The following is a 21,211-nucleotide window of genomic DNA, read 5'->3' as shown; positions in this document are numbered from 1 at the left end:
GGCAACGGCAGGCCCCACGCTTCTTGCGGCCCCTGCCGGTTCATGCGAAGACCCCGCTTCCAGAAAGACCCGCTTCCAGGTAGGGAACCGCGATGGCCAAAAACGGGCTTACCTATGCCGCGGCGGGCGTCGACATCGACGCCGGCAACCTCATGGTGGAAAAGATCAAGCCGCTGGTGCGCGCCACGCGGCGGCCGGGCGCGGACGGCGAGATCGGCGGTTTCGGCGGCCTGTTCGACCTGAAGGCGGCCGGTTTCAGCGACCCGGTGCTGGTCGCCGCCAACGATGGCGTCGGCACCAAGCTCAGGGTCGCCATCGAGGCCGGCAAGCACGACACCATCGGCATCGACCTCGTCGCCATGTGCGTCAACGACCTCGTCGTGCAGGGGGCAGAGCCGCTGTTCTTCCTCGATTATTTCGCCACCGGCAAGCTCGATCCCGAGCAGGGCGTGGCAATCGTCTCCGGCATTGCCGACGGCTGCCGCCAGGCCGGCTGCGCGCTGATCGGCGGCGAAACGGCCGAGATGCCGGGCATGTACCAGGAGAAGGACTACGACCTCGCCGGCTTCGCGGTGGGCGCGGCAGAGCGCGGACAACTCTTGCCGACCGACGACATCGCCGAGGGCGACGTGCTGCTCGGCCTTGCCTCGTCGGGCGTCCATTCCAACGGGTTCTCGCTGGTGCGCCGCATCGTCGAGACGAGCGGGCTGGCATGGGACGCCAGAGCGCCGTTCGGCAGCGGCGAAACGCTGGCCGAAGCGCTGCTGGAGCCGACCCGCATCTATGTGAAATCCATCCTCAAGGCGATCCGCAACACGCACGGCATCAAGGCGCTCGCCCACATCACCGGCGGCGGCTTTCCCGACAACATCCCGCGCGTGTTGCCGAAGGATTTCTCGGCCGAACTCGATCTCGACGCCATCGACGTGCCGCCGGTCTTCTCATGGCTGGCCAAGACGGGCGGCGTCGCGCCAGAGGAAATGATGCGTACTTTCAATTGCGGTATCGGCATGGTGATCGCGGTGGCCTCGGGACAGGCGGCGCAGGTCGCTGCCGTCTTGCAGGAAGCCGGCGAGACCGTAGCGCCGATCGGCCGCATCGTCCCGCGCCGGGATGCCGGCGTCATCTATCGCGGCAGGATCGACCTATGACCCGCAAACGCACTGTCCTCCTGATTTCCGGACGCGGCTCCAACATGACGGCGCTGATCGCGGCGGCCGCCGACCCCACCTATCCGGCCGAGATCGTCGGCGTCATTTCCGACAAGGCGGACGCGGCCGGCCTCGGCATCGCCGCGGCGCGCGGGGTGCCGGTACAGGTTGTGGCGCGCGGCGACTTCGCCAGCAAGGAGGCCCATGATGCGGCCATCGACAAGGCGCTGACGAAGCTCGGCGCGGAGATCGTGGCGCTGGCCGGCTACATGCGGCTCCTGACGACGCCGTTCGTCGAGAAGTGGCAGGGCCGCATGATCAATATCCACCCTGCCCTGCTGCCCTTGTTCAAGGGGCTGGACTCACACAAGCGCGCTCTCGAGGCGGGCATGCGCGTGCACGGCTGCACGGTCCATTTCGTCACGCCGGAGATGGACGACGGCCCGATCATCGCGCAGGCGGCCGTGCCTGTCATGCTGGGCGACGACGAGGCCGCACTTTCGGCGCGGATCCTGAAGGCCGAACACCGGCTCTACCCGACGGCGCTGCGGCTGGTGGCCGAAGGCAAGGCCCGCATGGAGAACGGCCGCGTGGCACTCTCAGGCTTCGTCGACAACGGCGACAATGCCGCGGCCGCCATCGCGGCGCCGAGCCCGCTGCGCGACGAGGTGGACCTGGAGCAGCTGGCGCGCATCACGCCGTAGCGGCTTCCAAACCGGCCTCGACCGCTTTCCGCACCCACACCTTGCTGTCATGCACGGCCGCACCGCTGTAAGGCGCCGGCGCGTCGGCGCCGGTCAGGACGTTGATACCCTCGCCGCGTTCGTGCGCGCTGTTCGGCCAGATACCTTCGGCGATGACAACGCCGCGCTTCAGGCCATCGAACAGTTTTGCGTGCAGCACCACCTCGCCGCGCCTGTTGCCGACCTCGACACGGGCGTCCTCGGCGATGCCCAGAGCCGCGGCGTCCTCGGGATGGATGAGCAGGGAGGGCCGGACTTCCTTCTCCTTCGACACCGGCGTCTCGGTGAAACTGGAATTGAGGAAGTTGCGCGCCGGCGAGGTCGCCAGCCGGAACGGATGCTCGCCATCCGCCACCTCGATCAGGTCGACATGATCCGGGAACTGAGGCAGCCGGTCATAAGGCCCGAACGCCTTGCCCATCACCGTCGGCGGCCGGTTCGGCGCGAAGCCGCCAACCCATTCGGGCTTGAAGCGGTATTTGCCGTCGGGATGGCCGAAGCCGTTGAGGAAATGCGCCTCCTCGAAGGGCGGCTGCAAATCCACCCAGCGCTGCGCCTTGAGCGTTTCGAAGCTCAGGCCGCGCTTCGCCAGCATGATGTCGATGTGCTGACGCTCCGTCAGGCCGAAGCCCGGCATATGCGCGACGCCCAGCCGCTTGCCCAGTTCCTCGATGACGAAATGGTTCGGCATCGGCCCCGGCGGCGGTTCGATCACCTTCGGCCCCAGCGTGACGTGCTGGTTGCCGCCACCCTTGTAGATGTCGTCGTGCTCCAAAAACATCGTCGCCGGCAGCACGACGTCGGCGAGCTTGGCCGTATCGGTCATGAACTGCTCATGCACGCAGGTGAACAGGTCGTCGCGCAAAAACCCCTGCTTCACCAGCCGCTGCTCAGGCGCCACATTGGCCGGATTGGTGTTCTGGATCAGCATCGCCGTCACCGGCGGGCCGCCGAACAGCGCGTCCTCATGGTTCATCAGCACCGGGCCGATGCGCGAATGATCGAGATAGCGGATCGAGGGATCGCGCAGGCTCTGGCCTTCCAGCATGCCCGTATCGAGCTTGAGGATGCCGGAATTGGAGTTGAATGCACCGCCGCCCTCATACTGCCAGCAGCCGGTGACGGCGGCGATGGAGAGCGCGGCGTGCATGTTCACCGGGCCGTTGCGCTGGCGCGAGAAGCCGTAGCCGAGGCGGAAGAAGGTTTTCTTCGTCGCGCCGACGAGATTGGCGAACGCCTCGATCTCGGCGACCGACAAGCCGGTGATCGCGGACGCCCATTCCGGCGTCTTGTCCTTCAGATGCGCCTCCAGCCCCTTCGGGTCGTCGGTGTATTTTTCGAGATAGGGTCGGTCGGCCAGCCCGTCGCGGAACAGGATGTGCATGACAGCACAGGCCAGCGCGCCGTCGGTGCCGGGTTTCAGCACAAGGCCCATGTCGGCCTGCTTGACTGTGGCATTCTCGTAGATGTCGATGGCGACGATCTTGGCCCCGCGTTCCTTGCGGGCGCGGATGGCGTGGGTCATCACATTGACCTGGGTAACGACGGCGTTCGTGCCCCAGATCACCACGCAATCCGACTTCGCCATCTCGCGCGGGTCCGAACCGCGCAGCGAACCGGTGCCCATGACATAGCCGGTCCACGCCAGATTGGTGCAGATCGAGCCGAAGAAGCCGGAATATTTTTTGGCGTGGCGCAGCCGCTCGATGCCGTCGCGCTGCACCAGCCCCATCGTGCCGGCGTAGAAATACGGCCACACCGTCTCCGAGCCGTACTTTGCTTCCGCCGCGTCGAATTTTTCCGCAACGAGGTCGAGTGCTGATTCCCAGCTTGCCTCTTTCCAGACGCCCTCGCCCTTGCCGCCAGAACGGATCAACGGCTTCACCAACCGGTCGGGGTGGTGCACGCGGTCGGCATAGCGCGCGACCTTGGCGCAGACGACGCCGGCCGTATAGGAGTTGTCGCGCGCGCCGTGGACACGGCCGATGCGGTCGGGTGCGAGGACTTCGACGTCGAGCGCGCAGGTGGAGGGGCAATCGTGCGGGCAGGCCGAATGGCCGACGCTGACACCGGCTTTCGTGACGGGAGCATGCTGGTTCATGGAAGAACCTATAGTCCGGTTTCGGCCAGTGGTGTAGGGCCAGCGACCGGCGACATCATTGTCAAAGCACGCGCCCCTTCGCCGCCCATGCCCTTATGGACAAGAGGATTTCGCCATCGGGACCGGTCGGCAGTCGCCGCCGCACCTCCTGTCGCAGGCGGTCGCGCGCCGGCTCGTCAAGCGACATGCAATATTTCGGCGCCGATCCCGTGCCGCCCAGAAACGGCGCCCAGTAGTCGTCGAAGCTGTCGAACGCCGCCGGAATGTCGATCGCACGGACCTCGACATCATGCAAACCGGAACGCGTCAGGATTTCCATAAGCGGCTGCGGCCGGCAGATCGGCGCCTTTGTCCCATCGTCGTAGTCGGCCGCCGCCGGGTCGAGGACGGTCGCGACATCGAAGAACCTGCGCATCACCTGCATGTGTCCGGCATAGTCCCAGACATACAAGGCGACGGTGCCGCCCGGCCGGACGATACGCGCCATCTCCCGGATCGCCGCATCCTTCTCGGCAACGAAGTTGAGCACCAGTCCCGACACCGCCACGTCAAATCCGCCATCGGGCTCCGCTATTGCCTGGGCGTTGCCCTGCCTGAAGGACACGCGCGGATCGGCAACGTTCGCCGCAGCCGATTGCAAAAACACACCCGAACTGTCGATACTAACAACTTCGGAAGGTTGGCAGGCATCGAGAATGGCCGATGTCACAACGCCCGTACCGCAACCGATGTCGGCCCATCGTGCGCCGGGCGCGACCTCGAGCCATCGTATGAAGATGGGAGCGATCCCCCGGCTCCACCGGCCCATGTACCGCTCATAGGCGTCGCCCGCGCCCCACAGATTCGGATCATGCGTAGGCATGGAGGCCACCCGTGGCTGTCGCCCATCCCGCACCGGTGCGGGTAACGTATCACGACTCGCCACGGGCGGCGAGTTGGATTGCCTGGCGGCATGGGCCGGCGATGAGGTCCGGCTCCGACAGATTACTCCGCAATCCCCTCCTCGTATTCCGCGCTCATCTCCAGCCACTTTTCCTCGTGGCGGGAGAGCTGGCCGGAAAGGTCGGAGCGTTCTTTGGCGAGCCGTGTGGCGCCGACTGGGTCCTTCTCGTACAGAGCCGGATCGGCGAGCTGATCCTCGATCGTGTCGATGCGCTTGCGCAGGCGCTCCATCAGCCCCTCGGTGGTGCGGATTTCCTTGGCCAGCGGCTCAAGTGCCGCGCGGCGGGCCGCCGCCTCGCGGCGCCGGTCGGCTTTCGATGCCTTCTCCGCCTCGCGCTTTTCGCGGCTGTTAACCGAGACACCCGTGACCAGCGTCTTGTAGTCGTCGAGGTCGCCGTCATAGGGCGCGACGGTGCCGTCCTTGACCAGCCACAGCCGGTCGGCCGTCGCCTCCAGCAGATGCCTGTCGTGCGAGATCAGGATGACGGCGCCGGGAAAGTCGTTCAGCGCGTGCACCAGTGCCTCGCGGCTGTCGATATCGAGGTGGTTGGTCGGCTCGTCGAGGATGAACAGGTTCGGCCCTTCGAAGGCCGCCAATCCCATCAGCAACCGCGCCTTCTCGCCGCCGGACAGGTCCTTTGCGGCCGTGTTCATCTTCTCGGTCGCCAAGCCGAAATTGGCGACGCGGGCGCGCACCTTCGATTCAGGCGCTTCCGGCATCAGCCGGCGCACGTGCTCGTAGGCGTTCTCCTCAGGGCGCAGATCGTCGAGCTGGTGCTGGGCGAAGATCGCCACCTTCAGGCCGGGCGCCACTGTGATCGTGCCCGTCTCGCCCTTCAGGCGGCCGGCGAGCAGCTTGGCGAAGGTCGACTTGCCGTTGCCGTTGGCACCGAGCAGCGCGATGCGGTCGTCGTTGTCGATGCGCAGGGTGAGCTTTTTCAACACCGGCTTGCCCGGCGCATAACCGACATCGACGCCCGACAGCGCGACGATGGGCGAGGCGACCGTCTTGACCGGCTCGGGGAAGGAGAACGGCCGCACGGTGTCGTCCACGAGAGCGGCGATCGGCTTCATCTTCTCCAGTGCCTTGATGCGCGACTGCGCCTGCCTCGCCTTGGACGCCTTGGCACGGAAGCGGTCGACGAAGGATTGCAGATGCTTGCGCGCGGCTTCCTGCTTGACGCGGCTCTTTTCCTGCAACTCGCGCTGTTCGGTCCACTGGCGTTCGAACTGGTCGTAGCCGCCGCGCCAGAACGTCAGCCTCTTCTGGTCGAGGTGGACGATGGAATTGACGGCGCGGTTCAAGAGGTCGCGGTCATGCGAGATCAAAAGCACGGTGTGAGGATATTTCGCGACGTAGTTCTCCAGCCACAGCGTGCCTTCGAGGTCGAGATAGTTGGTCGGCTCGTCGAGCAGCAGGAGGTCCGGCTGCGAGAACAGCACGGCGGCGAGCGCCACGCGCATGCGCCACCCGCCGGAAAAGGACGAGGCCGGGCGCCGCTGCGCGTCGTCGTCGAAGCCCAAACCGGCCAGGATGGTGGCGGCGCGCGATTCGGCCGAATGGGCGTCGATATCGGCGAGGCGGATATGGATGTCCGCGATGCGGTGCGGATCGGTGGCGGTCTTTTCCTCTTCCAGCAGCGCCGCGCGTTCCTTGTCGGCTTTCAGCACGATCTCGATCAGCGGCTCCTCGGTGCCGGGCGCTTCCTGCGCCACCTGGCCGATGCGCGTGTTCTTCGGCAGGTCGATTGAGCCCGTCTCGGTCGGCATATCGCCGGTGATGGCGCGAAACAGCGTCGTCTTGCCGGTGCCGTTACGGCCGACAAGCCCGGCCTTGGTGCCCGCCGGCAGCGTCAGCGAGGCATGGTCGAGAAGCAGGCGCCCGGCGATGCGGAGCGAAAGGTCGTTTATGGTCAGCATGGCGCGCGGGGTTTTGCATGCCCCCGCCAACTTCGCAAGGGCGACCGGCGTCTCAGGCGAAAGCCCTGCCCTCTTCCGTGCGCTGGAAGTAGACGAGGTCGAGCGTGACGGACGGACGACCGAGGATCGCCAGGATCGTATGCGCCTGGCCACGGTGGTGCGTCTGGTGGTTGAACAGGTGAGACAGCGCCGGCGCCAGCCGCTGCGAGACGGTGCGCATGTCGGTCACGGTCATGTAGGTGAAGCGCCCGGCCAGCGCCTTTTCGCTCAAGTCGCCGACCCATTCGACGATGCGCCTGTCCTCCACCTCGCGCGCCATGCGCAGGGCGCCGAGCGCGCGATGGACGATCGTGTCGAGCGTGGCCGGCGCATCGCCTTCGCCGGTGAACCGCTTCATCCAGATCCGATCCGCCACCAGGAGATGATTCAAGGTGCCCATCAGCGAACCGAAAAAGGCGCCGACCGGCCGGCTGAACTCCTCGTCGGTGAGGTCGAGCGCGGCATCGTAGATGCGCTCGTTGGCCCATTGATTGTAGGCCGCGAACATCATGAAATGCTGCTTCATCGAATTCCTCGTGCGCCGTTTGCGCGCATACCTAACCCTTGAGGCCGTTGCCGCCAATGACCATTCTTCTCTACGATCTCGTCCCGACCGATACCCAGCGCCCGTTCAGCCCTCATTGCTGGAAGGCCAGGATGGCGCTCGCCCACAAGGGGCTCGACTACCGCGCCGTGCCGACGCGCTTCATCGAGGTGCCGAAGGTGGAAGGCGGCATCTCCAAGACGGTACCCGTCATCCGCGACGGCAAGCGGGTGGTGGCCGATTCCTTCGCCATCGCGCTTTACCTGGAAGATGCCTATCCCGAGCGCCCGACCCTGTTCGGCGGCGACGGCGGCAAGGCTATGGCGCGCTTCGTCGAGCGCTGGTCGCAGACGCAACTGCATCCCTTCCTCGGTTCGGCCGCGCTCATGGAGATCTACCGGCTGCAGGACGAGGAGAACGGCGTCTATTTCCGTGAAAGCCGCGAAGAGCGCTACGGCAAGACGCTGGAGGCGGTCGGAGCCGAGCGCGACACCCATCTCGCCGCTTTCCGCAAGAAGCTGGTGCCGTTGCGCAGCATGCTGGAATATCAGCCTTTCATCGGCGGTGAGAGGCCGCTCTTTGCCGACTACATCGTCTTCGGCGCGCTGCAATGGGTGCGGGTGACATCCACCTACGAATTCCTACAGTCCGGCGATCCGATCCTGCCGTGGTTCGAGCGCTGCCTGGACCTGCACGGCGGAGTTGGCCGCGCCACGCCGGCCGCGGCCTGAGTACGGTCCGGATCATGCGACCTGCCGGCGATCAATCTTCCCGGCCGTAGCGCAACAGCCTCGTGCCCTGCGGAAGCTCCTCCCAGCCGAGCGGCTTCAGGTTCAGTTGCGTGCCCAGCTCGAAGAACGGCGTGCCGCCGCCCACGACGACAGGTCGGAAGAAGAGCTGGTACTCGTCGATCAAGCCGAGTTTCGAAAGACTGCCGGCCAAGACAGCACCGGAAACGGCAATCTCGCCCTGCGTGTCGGCCTTGAGCTTGCGGACCGCCGCCTCGACATCGTCGCGCACAAGGCGGGCATTCGGCCCCACCTCCGTCAGCGTGGTCGAGACGACGACCTTCGGCACGGCGCGCCAGGCGCGTGCAAAGTCGGCCAACACCTCCGAGACATCCGGTTGGCTGTCCAAGTCCTGCCAGACCTTCATGGTCTCGTACATGCGGCGACCGTAAAGAGAAACGGCAGTCCGCTTCACCAGACTGTTGAAATACCAGTGCAACTCCGGCTCCGGTTCCGGCAGATCGGTGATGCCGTTCGGACCGGCGATGTAGCCGTCCAGCGACAACATCATGCCGAAGACGATCCTGCCCATCGCAGCTCTCCTTAAACCAATTGCGAAATGCAATCAGTTTAGCAAAACATGGTCTGCACGCAAGCACCGCATGCACTGACCCGATGCGGCCCGATGAAAGCCGTCTCCCCTTGGCAATATGCGGGGCGGCTTGTATAGAGCCGCCACTCCAATCAATCCAATCCGTCCAATCCAATCTGCAAGGACTTCCCATGGCGATCGAACGCACCTTCTCGATGATCAAGCCCGACGCGACCAAGCGCAATCTGACCGGCGCCATCACCAGGATGCTGGAAGAGGCCGGCCTGCGCGTCGTCGCTTCCAAGCGCGTATGGATGAGCCGTCGCGAGGCGGAAGGCTTCTATGCCGTCCACAAGGGCCGCCCCTTCTTCGAGGAACTGGTGGAGTTCATGTCGTCCGCGCCAACGGTGGTGCAGGTGCTGGAAGGCGAAAACGCCATCGCGAAGAACCGCGAAGTGATGGGCGCCACCAACCCGGCCAACGCGGCCGAAGGCACCATCCGCAAGGTGCATGCGCTGTCGATCGGCGAGAACTCGGTGCACGGTTCGGATGCGCCCGAGACGGCGGCTCAGGAAATCCGCTTCTGGTTCTCCGACACCGAGATCGTCGGCTGATCCGACGGATCGGACCGCAAACAAAGCCGGGCGCCCTGCCCGGCTTTTTTGTTGGGGAACGGTCAAGCCGTCGCCGCGAACCTCAGCAGCACGCGGCCGTCCTGCGCCGTCAGCATCAGGGCGCCGTTCTCGACCTTGAAGCCGGCGACCTTCTCGAAAGCGGCGAAAAACGCCTGCTCCTGCTTCATCAGCGCCTCTTCGCAAGCCATCATCGTCGCGCCCGGCTTGGCGATGGTCATCTCCTTGCCCTTGATCTCGGCGCTGGCGAAGTAGCCGTTGCACGGCGCACGGCCGGTGATCTTGCCGTTTTCCTCGACCCGGAAGGTGGCCTTCGATCCCTCGATGGCGCCCAGGCCGTCGATGAAGGTCAAAGCCCAGGTCTGATCGAAGATCGAGGCCGCGTCGGCGCTGTCCGCCTGTTGCTTGACCATCTTGACCAGGATCGTCTGCGGTCCGTCGGCGGCCAGCGGATCGACCTGGTGCCTTTCGTCGTTGATGAACATCAGTTTGTCGTCGACGTCGATGCGCGCCTGCAAGGCGTAGGTGTTCTTTTCAAGGATCGCCGAGGTATCGAACTTGAGCTCGAAGGGGATCGGAACCTGACCGGTCGGCGTGATCTTCTGCTCGGCGACGATCGCCGCCGGCGCATCGGCCAGAGAGACGTCGGTGAGTTGCACCGTCACCCTGGCACCGGGCGGCAAGGCGATGCGCTCGCGGTAGACGACCTCGCCTTTCAGCACCTGTTCGGCGGCCACCGAAGCAACCGGCGTCGCCAGCATGCCGACAGCCAGCGGCACAAGGCCGAAGACGAAGAACTCGGCGATCCGGTCCAGCATGGGCAGTCTCCTTTGTCGCCGACAGGATGATCGGACGATTGCGGGTAAACCGTGACCGGAAAAGGAAATTTGAGTGGTGGCGCCATTACGGGCGCCAGCATGGTGGCGCCGTTAACGGCGCCAGCGCGCCGCCGCCTCGTCGTCGGCCTCCTTGGCATCGACCCAGTCGCCTGCGGTGCCGTCGGCGCCGTGCTCCTTCTTCCAGAAGGGCGCGCGTGATTTCAGATAATCCATCAGGAAGCTGGCCGCCTCGAAAGCGGCCTGCCGATGCGTCGAAGCCGTGACGACAAGCACGATGTTGTCGCCCGGCTTCATGCGGCCGTAGCGATGGATGACGGTCACGCCCTGCAACGGCCAGCGCCCGACCGCTTCCGTGGCGATGCGGCCGATCTCGGCCTCGGCCATGCCCGGATAATGTTCCAGCTCCAGCGCAGAAAGCTGTCCGCCTTCGTCGCGACAGAGGCCGCAGAAGGTGACGACGGCGCCGATGTCGGTGCGCCCCTGGGTCATGGCCGCCACCTCGGCCGCCGTGTCGAAATCGCCGACCTGGATGCGGATCGTCGGGCGGACCGCGCCGGACATCGCCTCAGCCGCCCGTCATTGGCGGGAAAAGGGCGATCTCGCGCGCGCCGGCGATCGTCTCGCCGTGTTCGACATGCTCCTGGTCTATCGCCACGCGGATGATCTTCTGGTGCTGAAGCGCGTGCTCGTATTCCTCACCGCGCGTGCGCAGCCACGAAAGCAGGTCGGCGACCGTCTTTACGCTCGCCGGAAGATCGACGTCCTCCTGCGGCTTGCCGATTCGTTCGCGCACCCAGGCGAAATAGACGAGTTTCATAGCCCTACTCGTCGACGATATGCTTCAACCCGGCGCGGAAATAGTCGTAGCCGGTGTAGAGCGTCACCACCGCCGCCACCCACAACAGCACCAGGCCGACTTGCGTGGTGTAGGGGAAAATCTTGTCACCGGCGGGGCCGACCAACAGGAAGGCAATGGCAACCATCTGGATGGTCGTCTTCCATTTGGCGAGCTTGGTGACGGGAACCGAGACCTTGAGCGCCGCCAGATATTCGCGCAGGCCGGAAACCAGGATTTCCCGGCACAGGATGATGATGGCCGCCCACAGCGACCAGCCTGCAATGCCGGCGTGACGGTCCGTGTCGGCGGCCAGCAACAACAGACACGTCGACACGAGCAGCTTGTCGGCGATGGGATCGAGCATCCTGCCGATGTTCGACGTCTGCTGCCAGGCGCGCGCCAGATAGCCGTCGAAATAGTCTGTCACGGAGGCCGCGATGAAAATGACGAGCGCCGACCAGCGGGCGAAATCGCTCGACTTCAGGTGACCTTCGAGGAAAAAGCACAACACCACCAGCGGCACCGCGATGATGCGGGCATAGGTGAGGATATTGGGCAGGTTGAATGCGCGCTTGGCCATCGTCAAAACTCATTCGTCGCTACGTACTCAAACCAGAAGCGCCTATCGGGGGTCAACTGGCGAATTCAGCTGGCGAGCGCAAATGCCGCGCCAAGCGGCGAATTCTCGCCGTCAGCCCTCGTGGAAGTGGTTGTAGACGGTGCGCGCGACGGACTCCGAAATGCCTTCCACCGTCATCAGGTCTTCCATCGCCGCGCGGCTGACCGCCTTGGCGGTGCCGAAATGCAGGAGAAGCGCGCGCTTGCGACCAGGCCCGATGCCGGCGATCTCGTCGAGCGGGTTCCTGACCATCTCCTTCTTGCGCCGCGCCCGGTGCGAGCCGATGGCGAAGCGGTGCGCCTCGTCGCGCAGCCGCTGGATGAAATAGAGCACCGGGTCGCGCACCGGCAGCGTAAAGGACGGCTTGCCCTGCACGAAAAAGCGTTCGCGGCCGGCCTCGCGGTCCTGCCCCTTGGCGACGCCGATGGCGGCGACCCGATCCTCGATGCCGAGGTCGGCCAGGATCGCGCGCACCGCCGTCATCTGCCCCTGCCCGCCGTCGATCAGGATCACGTCGGGCCATGCCGGGAAGCCGTTACCGGCCACGTCGTCCTCGGCCGTATCCTCCGCCGAAGCCTCGCCGCCCGGCATCTGGTCGCCATGTTCCTTGATGAGGCGCGAGAAACGCCGCTGCATGACCTCGCGCATCATGCCGAAGTCGTCGCCAGGGGTGATGTCGGTCGAGCGGATGTTGAACTTGCGGTACTGGTTCTTCACGAAGCCCTCGGCGCCGGCGACGATCATCGCGCCCACCGCATTGGTGCCCATGATGTGGGAGTTGTCGTAGACCTCGATGCGCTCCGGCTGCTTCTCCAGCCCGAACGTGTCGGCCAGACCGGAGAGCAGGCGCGCCTGCGTCGAGGTTTCGGCCAGCCGGCGGCCGAGCGCCTCGCGGGCGTTCTGCAACGCGTGATCGGTCAGGTCCTTCTTGTCGCCGCGTTGCGGCACGGTCACGCTTACCTTGCGGCCGGCGCGCGCCGACAGCGCCTCGGCGAGCAATTCCTGCTCGTCCACGGCATGCGAAAGCAGGATGGCGCGCGGCGTCGGCTTGTCATCGTAGAACTGGGCGAGGAAGGAGCCGAGGACGGCGGAGGCCTCCAGTGCCGGATCGGCTTTCGGAAAATAGGCGCGGTTGCCCCAGTTCTGGCCGGTGCGGAAGAAGAACACCTGGATGCAGACCTGGCCGCCCTCCTGATGGATGGCGAAGACATCGGCCTCTTCCACCGCCTGCGTGTTGATGCCCTGATGGCTCTGTACGTGCGAAAGCGCCGCCAAACGATCGCGGAAAACGGCGGCACGCTCGAAGTCGAGACCCTCGGCCGCCTGCTGCATGGCGGCCGACATCTCCGTCTTCACCTTCTGGCTGCGGCCGGAGAGGAATTCCTTGGCCTCCTCCACCAGTCCGGCATAGGCGGCGTGCGAGATCTCACCGGTGCAGGGAGCGGCGCAGCGCTTGATCTGGAACAGCAGGCAGGGCCGCGTGCGGTTCTCGAAGAATGAATCAGTGCAGCTTCTGAGCAGGAAGGCGCGCTGCAACGAATTGATAGTGCGGCCGACCGCCTGCGCGGAGGCGAACGGGCCGAAATAGTCGCCCTTGCGCGAGCGCGCGCCGCGATGCTTGTAGATGCCGGGCGACGCATGGTCGGCGGTCAACAGGATATAGGGAAACGACTTGTCATCGCGCAAAAGCACGTTAAAGCGCGGGCGCAGGCGCTTGATAAGATTGGCTTCAAGAAGTAGCGCCTCGATCTCGGTGCGGGTGACGACGAACTCCATCGTCGCCGTCTCGCGCACCATGCGGCCGATGCGGTTGGTGTGGAATCGCCCCTGCGCATACTGGGTCACGCGCTTCTTCAGGCTGCGCGCCTTGCCGACATAGAGCACGTCGCCGGCGGCGTTCATCATGCGGTAGACGCCGGGCGCGTTGGGCAAACGCTTGACCAGCGCCTGGATCACCTCGGCGCCGACCTTGCCGTCGCCGGCGTCCTCCGCACGGGCCGTCCAGTCGAGCGCCGTGAAGGCGACGTCCGGTCCGGACGGCACGGCAATCTCCTCGCCGGCGTCGTCGTCACCTTCGAAGTCGGTATCCGGCAAGTCCTCGGACGCCGTCAGGCCCCGCGTTCCGCGTCTCGAACCGTTTGCATTCATTCCATCATGCCTGTCACATCCGGCGTCTGCCACGCAAGATGCTGGCCGCCGTCAAGAGCGATCATCTGCCCGGTCGCCGAACGCGCTTCCCACAGATAGCGGATCGTCGCGCCGAATTCCGCGAGTTCGGGGCCGTGCTTCAGGATCAGCCCGTCCACCTGAGCGGCGAAATCGGCGTTTTCCTGGCGCGTGTTCTTCAGAGTCGGCCCCGGCCCGATGGCGTTGACGCGTATGCGCGGCGCCAGCGCCTGCGCCATGGTCTGCGTCGCCGTCCAAAGTGCTGCCTTCGACAGCGTGTAGGAAAAATAACGCGGGGTCAGGCGCCAGACGCGCTGGTCGACGATGTTGACGATCAATCCTTCGCGATCGGCAGGCAAAGCCTCGGCAAAGCGCCGCGCCAGCAGCGCCGGCGCCTTCACATGCAGGGCAAAGTGCCGGTCCCAGCCACTCCAGTCGAAGTCCTGCACACTGTCGTCGGTGAACACCGAGGCGTTGTTGACCAACAGCGTCACCGGTCCCAGTGCCGCCTCAGCCGCCGCGACCAGCCCGTCCGTCGCGGCCATGTCGGTCAGGTCGGCGACAAGTGCCGCAGCCCTGCCGCCGGCGTGGTTGATCGAATCGGCCAATTGCTCGGCCTCGACCGCCGAAGCATTTGAATGGATGGCGACGGCGAAACCATGCGCGGCAAGGTCCTCGACGATCGCCCGGCCGATGCGCCTGGCACCGCCCGTCACCAGCGCCGTGGCGGTCGCGTCGTTCATCGGTCAAGCTCCTTTCTGCACACCGCGCCCGGGAAATATGACGTGCCGGCGCAAACTTCCGTTATTTCTTGGGGCAAGAATGTGGCGAAACTGCTTTTCAGGCCTGCCGGACCCGGGCATCGGTGGCGACCCTGGAAGCTATATAGGCGCCGCAACCCCTTGCACCAAGCGGGCTCCAGTCCACCGGCCGACAGTCTCCTGACATGGCTGTTGCGGAATCGCAACGTCAAGCTTCAGCCTCATTCGTGCCGGGGAATGACCCAAGTTCAGGTTCGCTTCAGCCGCATTTCCTGCCCACATTCCGGAACCGATGAACGCCGCGACCGTTTCTCCCCCCGGACGGTTTCGGGGGCGTTCATGACAACAAAGCCCTGTGTGCGGCTAAGGAGTATGACAATGCAAGCCAACCTCAAATTCGCGCGGCCGTTCGCTGCGGCACTGGGTCTGACGGCTCTCGTGGGCGTGATCCCCGCCTATGCCGCCGATGCCATTGCGACGGAAGAACCGCCGGCGCCCGCCCCGATCGCCGAACTCCCCGTGGCGTCGTGGGCTGGTCCCTATGCCGGTCTTCAGATCGGTTACGATTTCTCGGGCAAGACCAAGCTTCCCGACATCGGCACCAGCGTCAAGACCGACGGCTTCGTGGGCGGCGCTTTCGCCGGCTACAACTGGCAGATGGACAACTTCGTCTACGGTATCGAAGGTGACCTCGGCTACAACGGCAAGGACGGCAGGTCCGACGACCTCTACAAGTCCGAATCCGGGTTCGAGGGCTCGATCCGCGCCCGTCTCGGCTACGCCGTCAGCCCCGACATCCTGCTCTATGGCACGGCCGGTGGCGCAGGCGAGAACCTGAAGGTGACCGACGAAGTGCTCGGCACCAGCTCCAGCAAGGGCATGTTCGGCTGGACCGCCGGTGCCGGCGCGGACATCAAGTTCACCGACAATGTGTTCGGCCGTGTCGAGTACCGCTACACGGACTTCGGTTCGGCGACCTTCGACAATGTCGGCAAGGTCAAGGACACCGACAACCGGATCATGTTCGGCGTCGGTATGAAGTTCTGAGTACGTAAAAGTATGCGAGTGGAAAAGCCGGGCCCTGCGCCCGGCTTTTTCTTTGCATGACGCCGATTTCACTTCAGGCGGGAATGCAGGCTTTCAGCTCGGGGAACTTCTCGTCGAAGCGGGCGGCCCAGCGCACCAACCGGCTCCGGCCCTTTTCCCATTTCCCCGCAAAGCGGAGAGCGAGATAGCCGAGTGCTGCGCGCAGCGCCATATGGCCGGCGGTGATCTTCTTCGGCAGCTTGGGCGGATTGGCGTTGAGCATGTCGAGCGCGCGGCCGATCTTGCTCCACTGCTTGTCCAGCCACGGCTGCGAAACCTTTTCCTCGGGCCGGTAGCGGCGTTCGTAGACCATGGCAAGCGTGCTGTCGCAAATGCCGTCGGCAAGCGCCTCCAGCACTTCGGCTTCCGTGCGCTTGGCCGGGTTGCGCGGGAACAGCGCGTTCTTCGACAAGCGGTTAAGGTACTGGGTGATGGCACAGCTGTCGAAGACCGCCTGGCCGTCATCGAGCAGCAAGACCGGGATCTTACCGAGCGGGTTGGCGGACAACAACGCCGGCGGCTCGTCGTCGGTCTTGGTCGGCACCGCCTCGATGGCGACACCGGCATAGACGGCCGCCATGCGGACCTTGGCGCTGTAGGGCGAAGCGGAAGCGTAGAAAAGCTGCATCGGGATCTCCGGGATTCTGCGGGCGCGCATTCATCGGCCGCCTTGCCGGAACCGGCAAAGGCCAGCGCAGCGAAAATGGCCCGCCAGACGAATTGCCCGGAGCCCGCCGGCCCGCGCTAATAATCAGGTCTGCGGTTAGCGCAGCACGCGGCAATGGCCGTTGTAGACCATCCAGCGGTCGAAGCCCGACACGCAGAACTCGACATTGTCGCCCATGCCCGCATAGCCCTGGCCTTCCTCGACCAGATACCAGACGGCGCGCTCACGCCCGTCCGACAGGGCGACCCTGGCGCCGCAATAGCGCCGCGCGATCGGCCGCTTCTCGCCCAGCGCCGGCAGATAGCGATGCTGGTGGATACGGCGGAAATCGACGATCTCGACATCCGGCAGGTGCGGCACATGCTGCACCTGGTAGCGGAAGCGACTGGTGATGCGGTTGAGGACCCAAGGTTCGGAGCACACGCCGGTGTCGCCTTCATCGACATAGGCCGGAAGGTCGGCCGCATGGATGGGCGGCGCGATGGAGAGCGGTGCGACGGCGCCGATCAGCGCGGCGAGAAGGGTGCGAGCGAAGCGAGTCATGACGGCCTCTTGCGATATTCGCGCACTGTGCGCAGCAAGTGCCTCGCGGTCAAGCGGTATGGATTTTCGGTAGTGTCTCAGTTTGAAATTTGAATGTCAGAAGATCGCGCCAGACGGTGGCGGTATGTTCGGCCATCGTTCCGCGATGCCAGCGCAGACAGCGGCCATTTCGTTGAACAAGTAAATCGAGTTCGTCGGGGCAGGATAGACCTTACCATTGAAGGCGTCCAAGGTCTGGCAAAGCGCCTGTTCGGGCGTAGCTTCCGGCTCAAATGGGTGATCCCGAAACACGCCAAACATTAACGCCGACTGGTATCGAGCCGTTGCCTCGGGCAGTTTTGCGGACTTGCTGTAGCGCAGGTTGAGCGCCCCGATCTTGCGGTTGTTCCGCTGATTGGTTCGGGCGACCAGAACATCCGGGAAGAACGATATGTCCGTACCGTTGAAATCAAGCTTCAACTGAGTCTTGCATCGTTCGAAATCGGAACCTTTAATTGACTCAAACCCCATGGTTAACACACTTTTAACGTAGTCTATATTGTGCCCTTTCACTTCTTCTTCAAAGTCTGTGTCTGTTATCTTGCCTTCATAGATATCAAGTTTTTTCTTCAGTTTCTCGGCGTCAACATTGCCGTTAATCATTGATTCTGCTACCATTCTCCTCGCGTCGTGATGCTGGATAATGGCGGTTTTCCGCTGGTACTTGCAGCTTTGCAGAATGCCGCGTCGGGCTTGTTCTGAGGCAGCCATGTAGTCCGCGAGTTTGTTGTCGGACAAGCGCGGGTGCTTCACTTCTCGATGTGTCGTTTTCTCAGTCATACAGAAAGGCCCCCCAATGGCGGATTACTTTCTCAGCGGCGAAACCCAGAATGGCGAGAGGCTGATAATCGCCCCGATCACCGCAGATATTGCTGCGGCGCACAATATGGATGCTGCCGATTCTATCGGTTACTTCTTGTATCAAAAGACGACGCGAATGCACAATTCAGATGTGTGTATACTCGCGAAGCTACCCTCAGAAGATGCAGCATTTCAACTGGGAAGAATTCTCGGCCTTAGCTAGAAATCCGCTTTTTGTAGGGACCGCGCGGGCCGGGCTTGGGCGCAACTGCATCCATCATCTGGCAAAGATCATCCATCGACCAGAGCCTATCGGCAACGCCAGCGGCCATAGCCGGAGTCATGCGCAGCGTCTTGTGCATTTTGATGAAGTTGTACCAAACCGTGTAGATCGCGACCATGTGGACATGGTTTTCGAACTTCTTTGAGAACGCATTGGTGAGGCGCGTGAAGCGGCGGTTTGCCATGCGCATGGTGAGATTGGCGCGCTCGACATGCGATGTGCTGACATTCGCCATGTCGGGCGAGCCTTCAATGCGCGTCTTGACAGCACCAGTGCAGACAGCCGGGCTGTAGCGGCGTTCCGGCGACTTGTTGCTTGCTGGCTCGCCGTACTGCTTCACAAGCATCGCGTAGTCGATATCAGCACCAAAGGCTTCCTCGACCGCATTGAGATAGGCGCGATGGCCATCGGTTGTAAGCTGGACGCGATTGGCGAGGCGGTCGCGGACATCTTCCATGAACGCCAGCGCATATTCGCTATCGCGACCGCCGACCAGCCACGAAACGATAAGCTTGCTGTCGCTGTCCAAGGCGGTCCAGGTCCACACATCGCCAGCGCCATCGACCGGCTGCTTCATGGTCGCTACGTTCTTCGCCTTCGCGCCGACGAATGACCAAATCTCGTCGGCCTGCACCCGTTTCGCCCGCACGTTCCGAACTTCGCGGTCATGTAGATCGGCGCAGAATTTGCCGGCATCGACCAGAAGCTTCGAAACCGTGTTGATCGACACGTCGGCAACGCGGGAGATCGATCGCATGGACGATCCCTCGCAAAGCATCGTGAGGATTTGGACGCGGGTTTTCAGGGGCAACTTGTTCATGCCCCTAATATCTGAACTTTTATGCTTAGTGTCAAGCATTAAAGTTCATCAAGCCTCGCGCAGATTCGGCCGGCCTGTTGGCCTGTCCGGTGGAGCGGGATCGCCTGTCAATCCGAACACCAAGTTTTCAAGTTCGTCTGGCGGCAGGTAAAGATCGGCCGCAACGCGGTGTTTAGGGATCTTCTCGCTCCAGAGCGTCGTGAAGACAGACCTCCACACAACGGATTCCTCGCGCGGGACGCTATTCGGTTCGTTGTGACGATAGCCGCGCTCATTCATCTGGATGCAGAAGGTCCGGTATTGCCAATCGCTAAGTATTCCGAGCTTGTGCAGCCGGTAAGCCAACGCCGCCGTAGAGACGCCCCAACGCTTCTTAGCGGTAACGAGTTCGTCTAGTCGCGCGACCGAAGGGACGCGAGATTTGATGTCAGCAACAGGCATCAAAAATGAGGATGCGAAGCTATTAGCTTCGATCTCGGCTTCCCGTCCTTGCTGAGGTCCGCCATGCCTGTGCAGTACCAAATGCGCCAGCTCATGGGCAGCATCTAGCCGGCTGCGATCCGCCGATTTAAAGGTGTTCAGGAAAATGTAGGGAACATCGTTCCGCCAGCACGAAAAGGCGTCCACGTTCTTGGTGTTCTCGGCCAAAGAGAACACGCGCACGCCTTTCGACTCCAGCAACTTGATCATGTTGCTAACTGGTTGTTCGCCCAATCCCCACACCTCACGAAGCGTTCGCGCCGCCGCCGCCGGATCGCGTTCGTGTGCCAAATCTATCAAGTCTGGCTCGGGCAGGTTGAATCTCTCTGAGATATAATCTGAAAGGAGATACGCGAACGACCCAGATGCAAGCGCTGCATCGCGCTCGCGGGCTGTCATTGTCGTCAGGCTGCGAAAGCTGGCCGCGTCCCTGGTGACCTCGTCAATGTCGTCGCCGAAAAAGAACTCGCGCGGAAATCGTAAGACTGCCGCGATTGCATCGACCGTCTCGGCAGAGGGTTCATTCTTTTCTCCCTCAAGCCGCGTCACTGTAACTGGCGACATGCCAAGGAGTTGAGCGAATCCTCTGCTGGTGAGCCTTCGCCGTTTTCGGGCGAGGCTCATTCGCTGACCACTAAACATGGCTTGCTATTTCTTGCGTGTAACGTTGATTTCGAAATCCTGGGCAGGGGTTTCGTCGTCGTCCTTCTTGGGTATGATGCTCGCCCATTCGCCCGGCTTGATGATGTAAATTCGTTCGTTGAATCCTTTGAACTGTTTTTCCTCAATGCTCTTCGGGAACGAGAGCTCCGCCCGAACATCATCGCCGTTGATATGGACGCAGAAATACCAGAGCGAGGCATTTTCGCGCGACTTGCGCCGCTCGTCTTCTGCATCAAACTCAGGGAACAAGTTCTTCTGGCCGAGATCGACCGCCCGCGTAGCTGCCGGCCCTTTGTCAGAGATGGCTTTCGGGTCGCGCGCGTCTTCACAGGCGCTGTCCACATTCTGGAAAACGATCTTCATCCCAGTCTTGGGGTTATAGATCGCTTCAATGTTGCCGGTGCAGTCAATCTCCCAACCCTTCAGTCTCAGTATGTCGCGAAGGGCACAAGTGCCATGGATGTAAGAAAGCTGTCCCGCTGCATTGCGCGGCATATTGAGGACAAAGCTTGCTTTGGCGGCGACCGCGCGCTTCGCCACCTCGATAAACTCGCCAGCCGTCAGGCCAAAATGATTGAGGCGGGAACCGACTTCATAATCCTGAGAAACAACGTGCGGCACGAATCGATCTCATGTTAATTTTTTCCCCCTCTTTTGTGGAAGAAAAAATTAACATGGTCAAGCCCTCACTGCTTCTTCCACCGACTTTCCGCCGCCTTCCTCGCAATCTCCGCGCGCCGTTCCGGTGTCATGTTCTCGGCGCGCTTCTTCCCGCCCCTCGAACCAAGCTCTTTGGCGGCGGCGCTCTTGCCGTCGTCCTGTACGTCGTCGGTTTCCTCGCCTGTGGCAATGCGCATGACGCGGACAGCGTTGCCGATCACGTCGGCGGGGCGCTTCTGGCCTTTAGGTCCGGTTGGCATCAATCCACTGCCTTATGCTGGCGAATGAACGCTTCTAACGACTGTCTTTGCTGGACCTGGATAGGTGGCATTTCGACAAAGGTAGCCTGCTCAATGATGGTCGCCTGCGCCTCTTTCGGCAGATAATCCCATTGATAGGCAACAGCCATACCAAGGCGCAACGCGAGGTGTTCATCGCCTTGTGCAATTTTGGGGCGTCTTGCTTTGATGGACATTCATACAACTCCCATGCTTTCCGGTAAGCATATAGGAGTTCGGACCGGGGTGCGACAACCGCGTTTCCGGCATCAAATT

The 21,211-nt window shown here is 63.1% G+C and carries 24 protein-coding genes; 5 read left to right on the top strand and 19 right to left on the bottom strand.

Features of this window, described 5'->3' with window-relative positions:
• The first annotated feature begins 92 nt into the window (after window positions 1-92).
• Together purM and purN are read left to right on the top strand one after the other, a co-directional pair.
• Window positions 93-1,151: a phosphoribosylformylglycinamidine cyclo-ligase gene (gene purM / locus FGU64_RS02570; protein WP_139950750.1), complete on the top strand. Its 1,059-nt coding sequence runs from the start codon at window positions 93-95 to the stop codon at window positions 1,149-1,151.
• The gene (gene purN / locus FGU64_RS02565; protein WP_139950749.1) at window positions 1,148-1,855 is read left to right on the top strand and encodes a phosphoribosylglycinamide formyltransferase; all 708 of its coding nucleotides are present in this window, start codon (window positions 1,148-1,150) and stop codon (window positions 1,853-1,855) included. Before purM ends, purN begins: the two co-directional genes overlap by 4 nt.
• Here purN and FGU64_RS02560 read toward each other — a convergent pair.
• From FGU64_RS02560 to FGU64_RS02545, 4 genes are all read right to left on the bottom strand, one after another.
• Window positions 1,845-3,995, bottom strand: coding sequence for a molybdopterin oxidoreductase family protein (locus FGU64_RS02560; protein ID WP_139950748.1), 2,151 nt, complete (start codon window positions 3,993-3,995; stop codon window positions 1,845-1,847). The two genes, purN and FGU64_RS02560, sit on opposite strands and share 11 nt — an antisense overlap.
• Window positions 3,996-4,056: 61 nt before the next feature.
• Entirely contained in the window at window positions 4,057-4,920 is an 864-nt protein-coding gene (locus tag FGU64_RS02555) for a class I SAM-dependent methyltransferase (RefSeq protein WP_230978691.1), read from the bottom strand.
• A gap of 59 nt (window positions 4,921-4,979) precedes the next feature.
• A complete protein-coding gene (locus FGU64_RS02550) occupies window positions 4,980-6,857 on the bottom strand; it encodes an ABC-F family ATP-binding cassette domain-containing protein (protein ID WP_139950747.1) in 1,878 nt (625 codons plus the stop codon).
• 52 nt (window positions 6,858-6,909) lie between these two features.
• On the bottom strand, window positions 6,910-7,422 hold the full coding sequence (locus FGU64_RS02545; protein ID WP_139950746.1) for a DinB family protein: 513 nt from the start codon (window positions 7,420-7,422) through the stop codon (window positions 6,910-6,912).
• A gap of 56 nt (window positions 7,423-7,478) precedes the next feature.
• On the opposite strand from FGU64_RS02545, the gene FGU64_RS02540 reads away from it, so the two are divergent.
• Window positions 7,479-8,171 (top strand): glutathione S-transferase family protein, encoded by a 693-nt coding sequence (locus FGU64_RS02540; RefSeq protein ID WP_139950745.1) that lies wholly within the window; start codon window positions 7,479-7,481, stop codon window positions 8,169-8,171.
• 31 nt (window positions 8,172-8,202) lie between these two features.
• On the opposite strand, the gene FGU64_RS02535 is transcribed toward FGU64_RS02540, so the two are convergent.
• A complete protein-coding gene (locus FGU64_RS02535; protein WP_139950744.1) occupies window positions 8,203-8,760 on the bottom strand; it encodes a dihydrofolate reductase family protein in 558 nt (185 codons plus the stop codon).
• 191 nt (window positions 8,761-8,951) lie between these two features.
• Between FGU64_RS02535 and ndk the strand changes: the two genes are divergently transcribed.
• Window positions 8,952-9,374, top strand: coding sequence for a nucleoside-diphosphate kinase (ndk, locus tag FGU64_RS02530; protein WP_136355719.1), 423 nt, complete (start codon window positions 8,952-8,954; stop codon window positions 9,372-9,374).
• Between the two features lie 62 nt (window positions 9,375-9,436).
• Here the strand turns inward: ndk and FGU64_RS02525 are convergent, their stop codons facing one another.
• From FGU64_RS02525 to FGU64_RS02500, 6 genes are all read right to left on the bottom strand, one after another.
• Entirely contained in the window at window positions 9,437-10,210 is a 774-nt protein-coding gene (locus tag FGU64_RS02525) for a YbaY family lipoprotein (RefSeq protein ID WP_139950743.1), read from the bottom strand.
• 111 nt (window positions 10,211-10,321) lie between these two features.
• Window positions 10,322-10,792 (bottom strand): molybdenum cofactor biosynthesis protein MoaE, encoded by a 471-nt coding sequence (locus FGU64_RS02520; protein ID WP_139950742.1) that lies wholly within the window; start codon window positions 10,790-10,792, stop codon window positions 10,322-10,324.
• A 4-nt stretch (window positions 10,793-10,796) separates the two neighbouring features.
• Window positions 10,797-11,048: a molybdopterin converting factor subunit 1 gene (gene moaD / locus FGU64_RS02515; RefSeq protein ID WP_136355713.1), complete on the bottom strand. Its 252-nt coding sequence runs from the start codon at window positions 11,046-11,048 to the stop codon at window positions 10,797-10,799.
• 4 nt (window positions 11,049-11,052) lie between these two features.
• Window positions 11,053-11,649, bottom strand: coding sequence for a CDP-diacylglycerol--glycerol-3-phosphate 3-phosphatidyltransferase (gene pgsA, locus FGU64_RS02510; protein WP_136355710.1), 597 nt, complete (start codon window positions 11,647-11,649; stop codon window positions 11,053-11,055).
• A 111-nt stretch (window positions 11,650-11,760) separates the two neighbouring features.
• Window positions 11,761-13,836 carry an excinuclease ABC subunit UvrC gene (uvrC, locus tag FGU64_RS02505; protein WP_139950741.1) on the bottom strand — a complete coding sequence of 692 codons (2,076 nt, stop codon included), beginning with the start codon at window positions 13,834-13,836 and terminating at the stop codon, window positions 11,761-11,763.
• Window positions 13,833-14,597 carry an SDR family oxidoreductase gene (locus FGU64_RS02500; protein WP_139950740.1) on the bottom strand — a complete coding sequence of 255 codons (765 nt, stop codon included), beginning with the start codon at window positions 14,595-14,597 and terminating at the stop codon, window positions 13,833-13,835. The genes uvrC and FGU64_RS02500 overlap by 4 nt, the downstream gene beginning before the upstream one ends.
• A gap of 396 nt (window positions 14,598-14,993) precedes the next feature.
• On the opposite strand from FGU64_RS02500, the gene FGU64_RS02495 reads away from it, so the two are divergent.
• The gene (locus FGU64_RS02495; protein ID WP_136355704.1) at window positions 14,994-15,662 is read left to right on the top strand and encodes an outer membrane protein; all 669 of its coding nucleotides are present in this window, start codon (window positions 14,994-14,996) and stop codon (window positions 15,660-15,662) included.
• A gap of 73 nt (window positions 15,663-15,735) precedes the next feature.
• On the opposite strand, the gene FGU64_RS02490 is transcribed toward FGU64_RS02495, so the two are convergent.
• The 8 genes from FGU64_RS02490 to FGU64_RS02455 all read right to left on the bottom strand — a co-directional run bounded on the left by FGU64_RS02490 (window position 15,736) and on the right by FGU64_RS02455 (window position 21,132).
• The gene (locus tag FGU64_RS02490) at window positions 15,736-16,335 is read right to left on the bottom strand and encodes a glutathione S-transferase family protein (RefSeq protein ID WP_139955246.1); all 600 of its coding nucleotides are present in this window, start codon (window positions 16,333-16,335) and stop codon (window positions 15,736-15,738) included.
• A 129-nt stretch (window positions 16,336-16,464) separates the two neighbouring features.
• On the bottom strand, window positions 16,465-16,911 hold the full coding sequence (locus FGU64_RS02485; protein ID WP_139950739.1) for a hypothetical protein: 447 nt from the start codon (window positions 16,909-16,911) through the stop codon (window positions 16,465-16,467).
• A gap of 96 nt (window positions 16,912-17,007) precedes the next feature.
• Window positions 17,008-17,730 carry a hypothetical protein gene (locus FGU64_RS02480; protein WP_139950738.1) on the bottom strand — a complete coding sequence of 241 codons (723 nt, stop codon included), beginning with the start codon at window positions 17,728-17,730 and terminating at the stop codon, window positions 17,008-17,010.
• 236 nt (window positions 17,731-17,966) lie between these two features.
• Window positions 17,967-18,854: a DDE-type integrase/transposase/recombinase gene (locus FGU64_RS02475; RefSeq protein ID WP_210239056.1), complete on the bottom strand. Its 888-nt coding sequence runs from the start codon at window positions 18,852-18,854 to the stop codon at window positions 17,967-17,969.
• 48 nt (window positions 18,855-18,902) lie between these two features.
• Window positions 18,903-19,958, bottom strand: a complete 1,056-nt coding sequence (locus tag FGU64_RS02470) for an XRE family transcriptional regulator (protein ID WP_246671224.1) — start codon at window positions 19,956-19,958, stop codon at window positions 18,903-18,905.
• A gap of 24 nt (window positions 19,959-19,982) precedes the next feature.
• On the bottom strand, window positions 19,983-20,618 hold the full coding sequence (locus FGU64_RS02465; protein WP_139950735.1) for a hypothetical protein: 636 nt from the start codon (window positions 20,616-20,618) through the stop codon (window positions 19,983-19,985).
• A 65-nt stretch (window positions 20,619-20,683) separates the two neighbouring features.
• The gene (locus FGU64_RS02460; RefSeq protein ID WP_139955245.1) at window positions 20,684-20,917 is read right to left on the bottom strand and encodes an RNA-binding protein; all 234 of its coding nucleotides are present in this window, start codon (window positions 20,915-20,917) and stop codon (window positions 20,684-20,686) included.
• On the bottom strand, window positions 20,917-21,132 hold the full coding sequence (locus tag FGU64_RS02455) for a hypothetical protein (protein WP_139950734.1): 216 nt from the start codon (window positions 21,130-21,132) through the stop codon (window positions 20,917-20,919). The genes FGU64_RS02460 and FGU64_RS02455 overlap by 1 nt, the downstream gene beginning before the upstream one ends.
• Between the last annotated feature and the right edge of the window lie 79 nt (window positions 21,133-21,211).

This window comes from Mesorhizobium sp. 8 (genome assembly GCF_006351905.1).
GTDB lineage: Bacteria > Pseudomonadota > Alphaproteobacteria > Rhizobiales > Rhizobiaceae > Mesorhizobium > Mesorhizobium composti.
This window is presented reverse-complemented; position numbering and strand designations above follow the sequence as displayed.

Coding starts and splice junctions, on each gene's coding strand:
- FGU64_RS02480 (WP_139950738.1), bottom strand. CDS start 17,730: ATGACTGAGAAAACGACACATCGAGAAGTGAAGCACCCGCGCTTGTCC.
- FGU64_RS02540 (WP_139950745.1), top strand. CDS start 7,479: ATGACCATTCTTCTCTACGATCTCGTCCCGACCGATACCCAGCGCCCG.
- FGU64_RS02550 (WP_139950747.1), bottom strand. CDS start 6,857: ATGCTGACCATAAACGACCTTTCGCTCCGCATCGCCGGGCGCCTGCTT.
- FGU64_RS02535 (WP_139950744.1), bottom strand. CDS start 8,760: ATGGGCAGGATCGTCTTCGGCATGATGTTGTCGCTGGACGGCTACATC.
- FGU64_RS02560 (WP_139950748.1), bottom strand. CDS start 3,995: ATGAACCAGCATGCTCCCGTCACGAAAGCCGGTGTCAGCGTCGGCCAT.
- purM (WP_139950750.1), top strand. CDS start 93: ATGGCCAAAAACGGGCTTACCTATGCCGCGGCGGGCGTCGACATCGAC.
- FGU64_RS02470 (WP_246671224.1), bottom strand. CDS start 19,958: ATGAGCCTCGCCCGAAAACGGCGAAGGCTCACCAGCAGAGGATTCGCT.
- purN (WP_139950749.1), top strand. CDS start 1,148: ATGACCCGCAAACGCACTGTCCTCCTGATTTCCGGACGCGGCTCCAAC.
- FGU64_RS02485 (WP_139950739.1), bottom strand. CDS start 16,911: ATGACTCGCTTCGCTCGCACCCTTCTCGCCGCGCTGATCGGCGCCGTC.
- FGU64_RS02500 (WP_139950740.1), bottom strand. CDS start 14,597: ATGAACGACGCGACCGCCACGGCGCTGGTGACGGGCGGTGCCAGGCGC.
- FGU64_RS02495 (WP_136355704.1), top strand. CDS start 14,994: ATGCAAGCCAACCTCAAATTCGCGCGGCCGTTCGCTGCGGCACTGGGT.
- uvrC (WP_139950741.1), bottom strand. CDS start 13,836: ATGAATGCAAACGGTTCGAGACGCGGAACGCGGGGCCTGACGGCGTCC.
- moaD (WP_136355713.1), bottom strand. CDS start 11,048: ATGAAACTCGTCTATTTCGCCTGGGTGCGCGAACGAATCGGCAAGCCG.
- FGU64_RS02475 (WP_210239056.1), bottom strand. CDS start 18,854: ATGAACAAGTTGCCCCTGAAAACCCGCGTCCAAATCCTCACGATGCTT.
- FGU64_RS02455 (WP_139950734.1), bottom strand. CDS start 21,132: ATGTCCATCAAAGCAAGACGCCCCAAAATTGCACAAGGCGATGAACAC.
- FGU64_RS02545 (WP_139950746.1), bottom strand. CDS start 7,422: ATGAAGCAGCATTTCATGATGTTCGCGGCCTACAATCAATGGGCCAAC.
- FGU64_RS02460 (WP_139955245.1), bottom strand. CDS start 20,917: ATGCCAACCGGACCTAAAGGCCAGAAGCGCCCCGCCGACGTGATCGGC.
- ndk (WP_136355719.1), top strand. CDS start 8,952: ATGGCGATCGAACGCACCTTCTCGATGATCAAGCCCGACGCGACCAAG.
- FGU64_RS02520 (WP_139950742.1), bottom strand. CDS start 10,792: ATGTCCGGCGCGGTCCGCCCGACGATCCGCATCCAGGTCGGCGATTTC.
- pgsA (WP_136355710.1), bottom strand. CDS start 11,649: ATGGCCAAGCGCGCATTCAACCTGCCCAATATCCTCACCTATGCCCGC.
- FGU64_RS02525 (WP_139950743.1), bottom strand. CDS start 10,210: ATGCTGGACCGGATCGCCGAGTTCTTCGTCTTCGGCCTTGTGCCGCTG.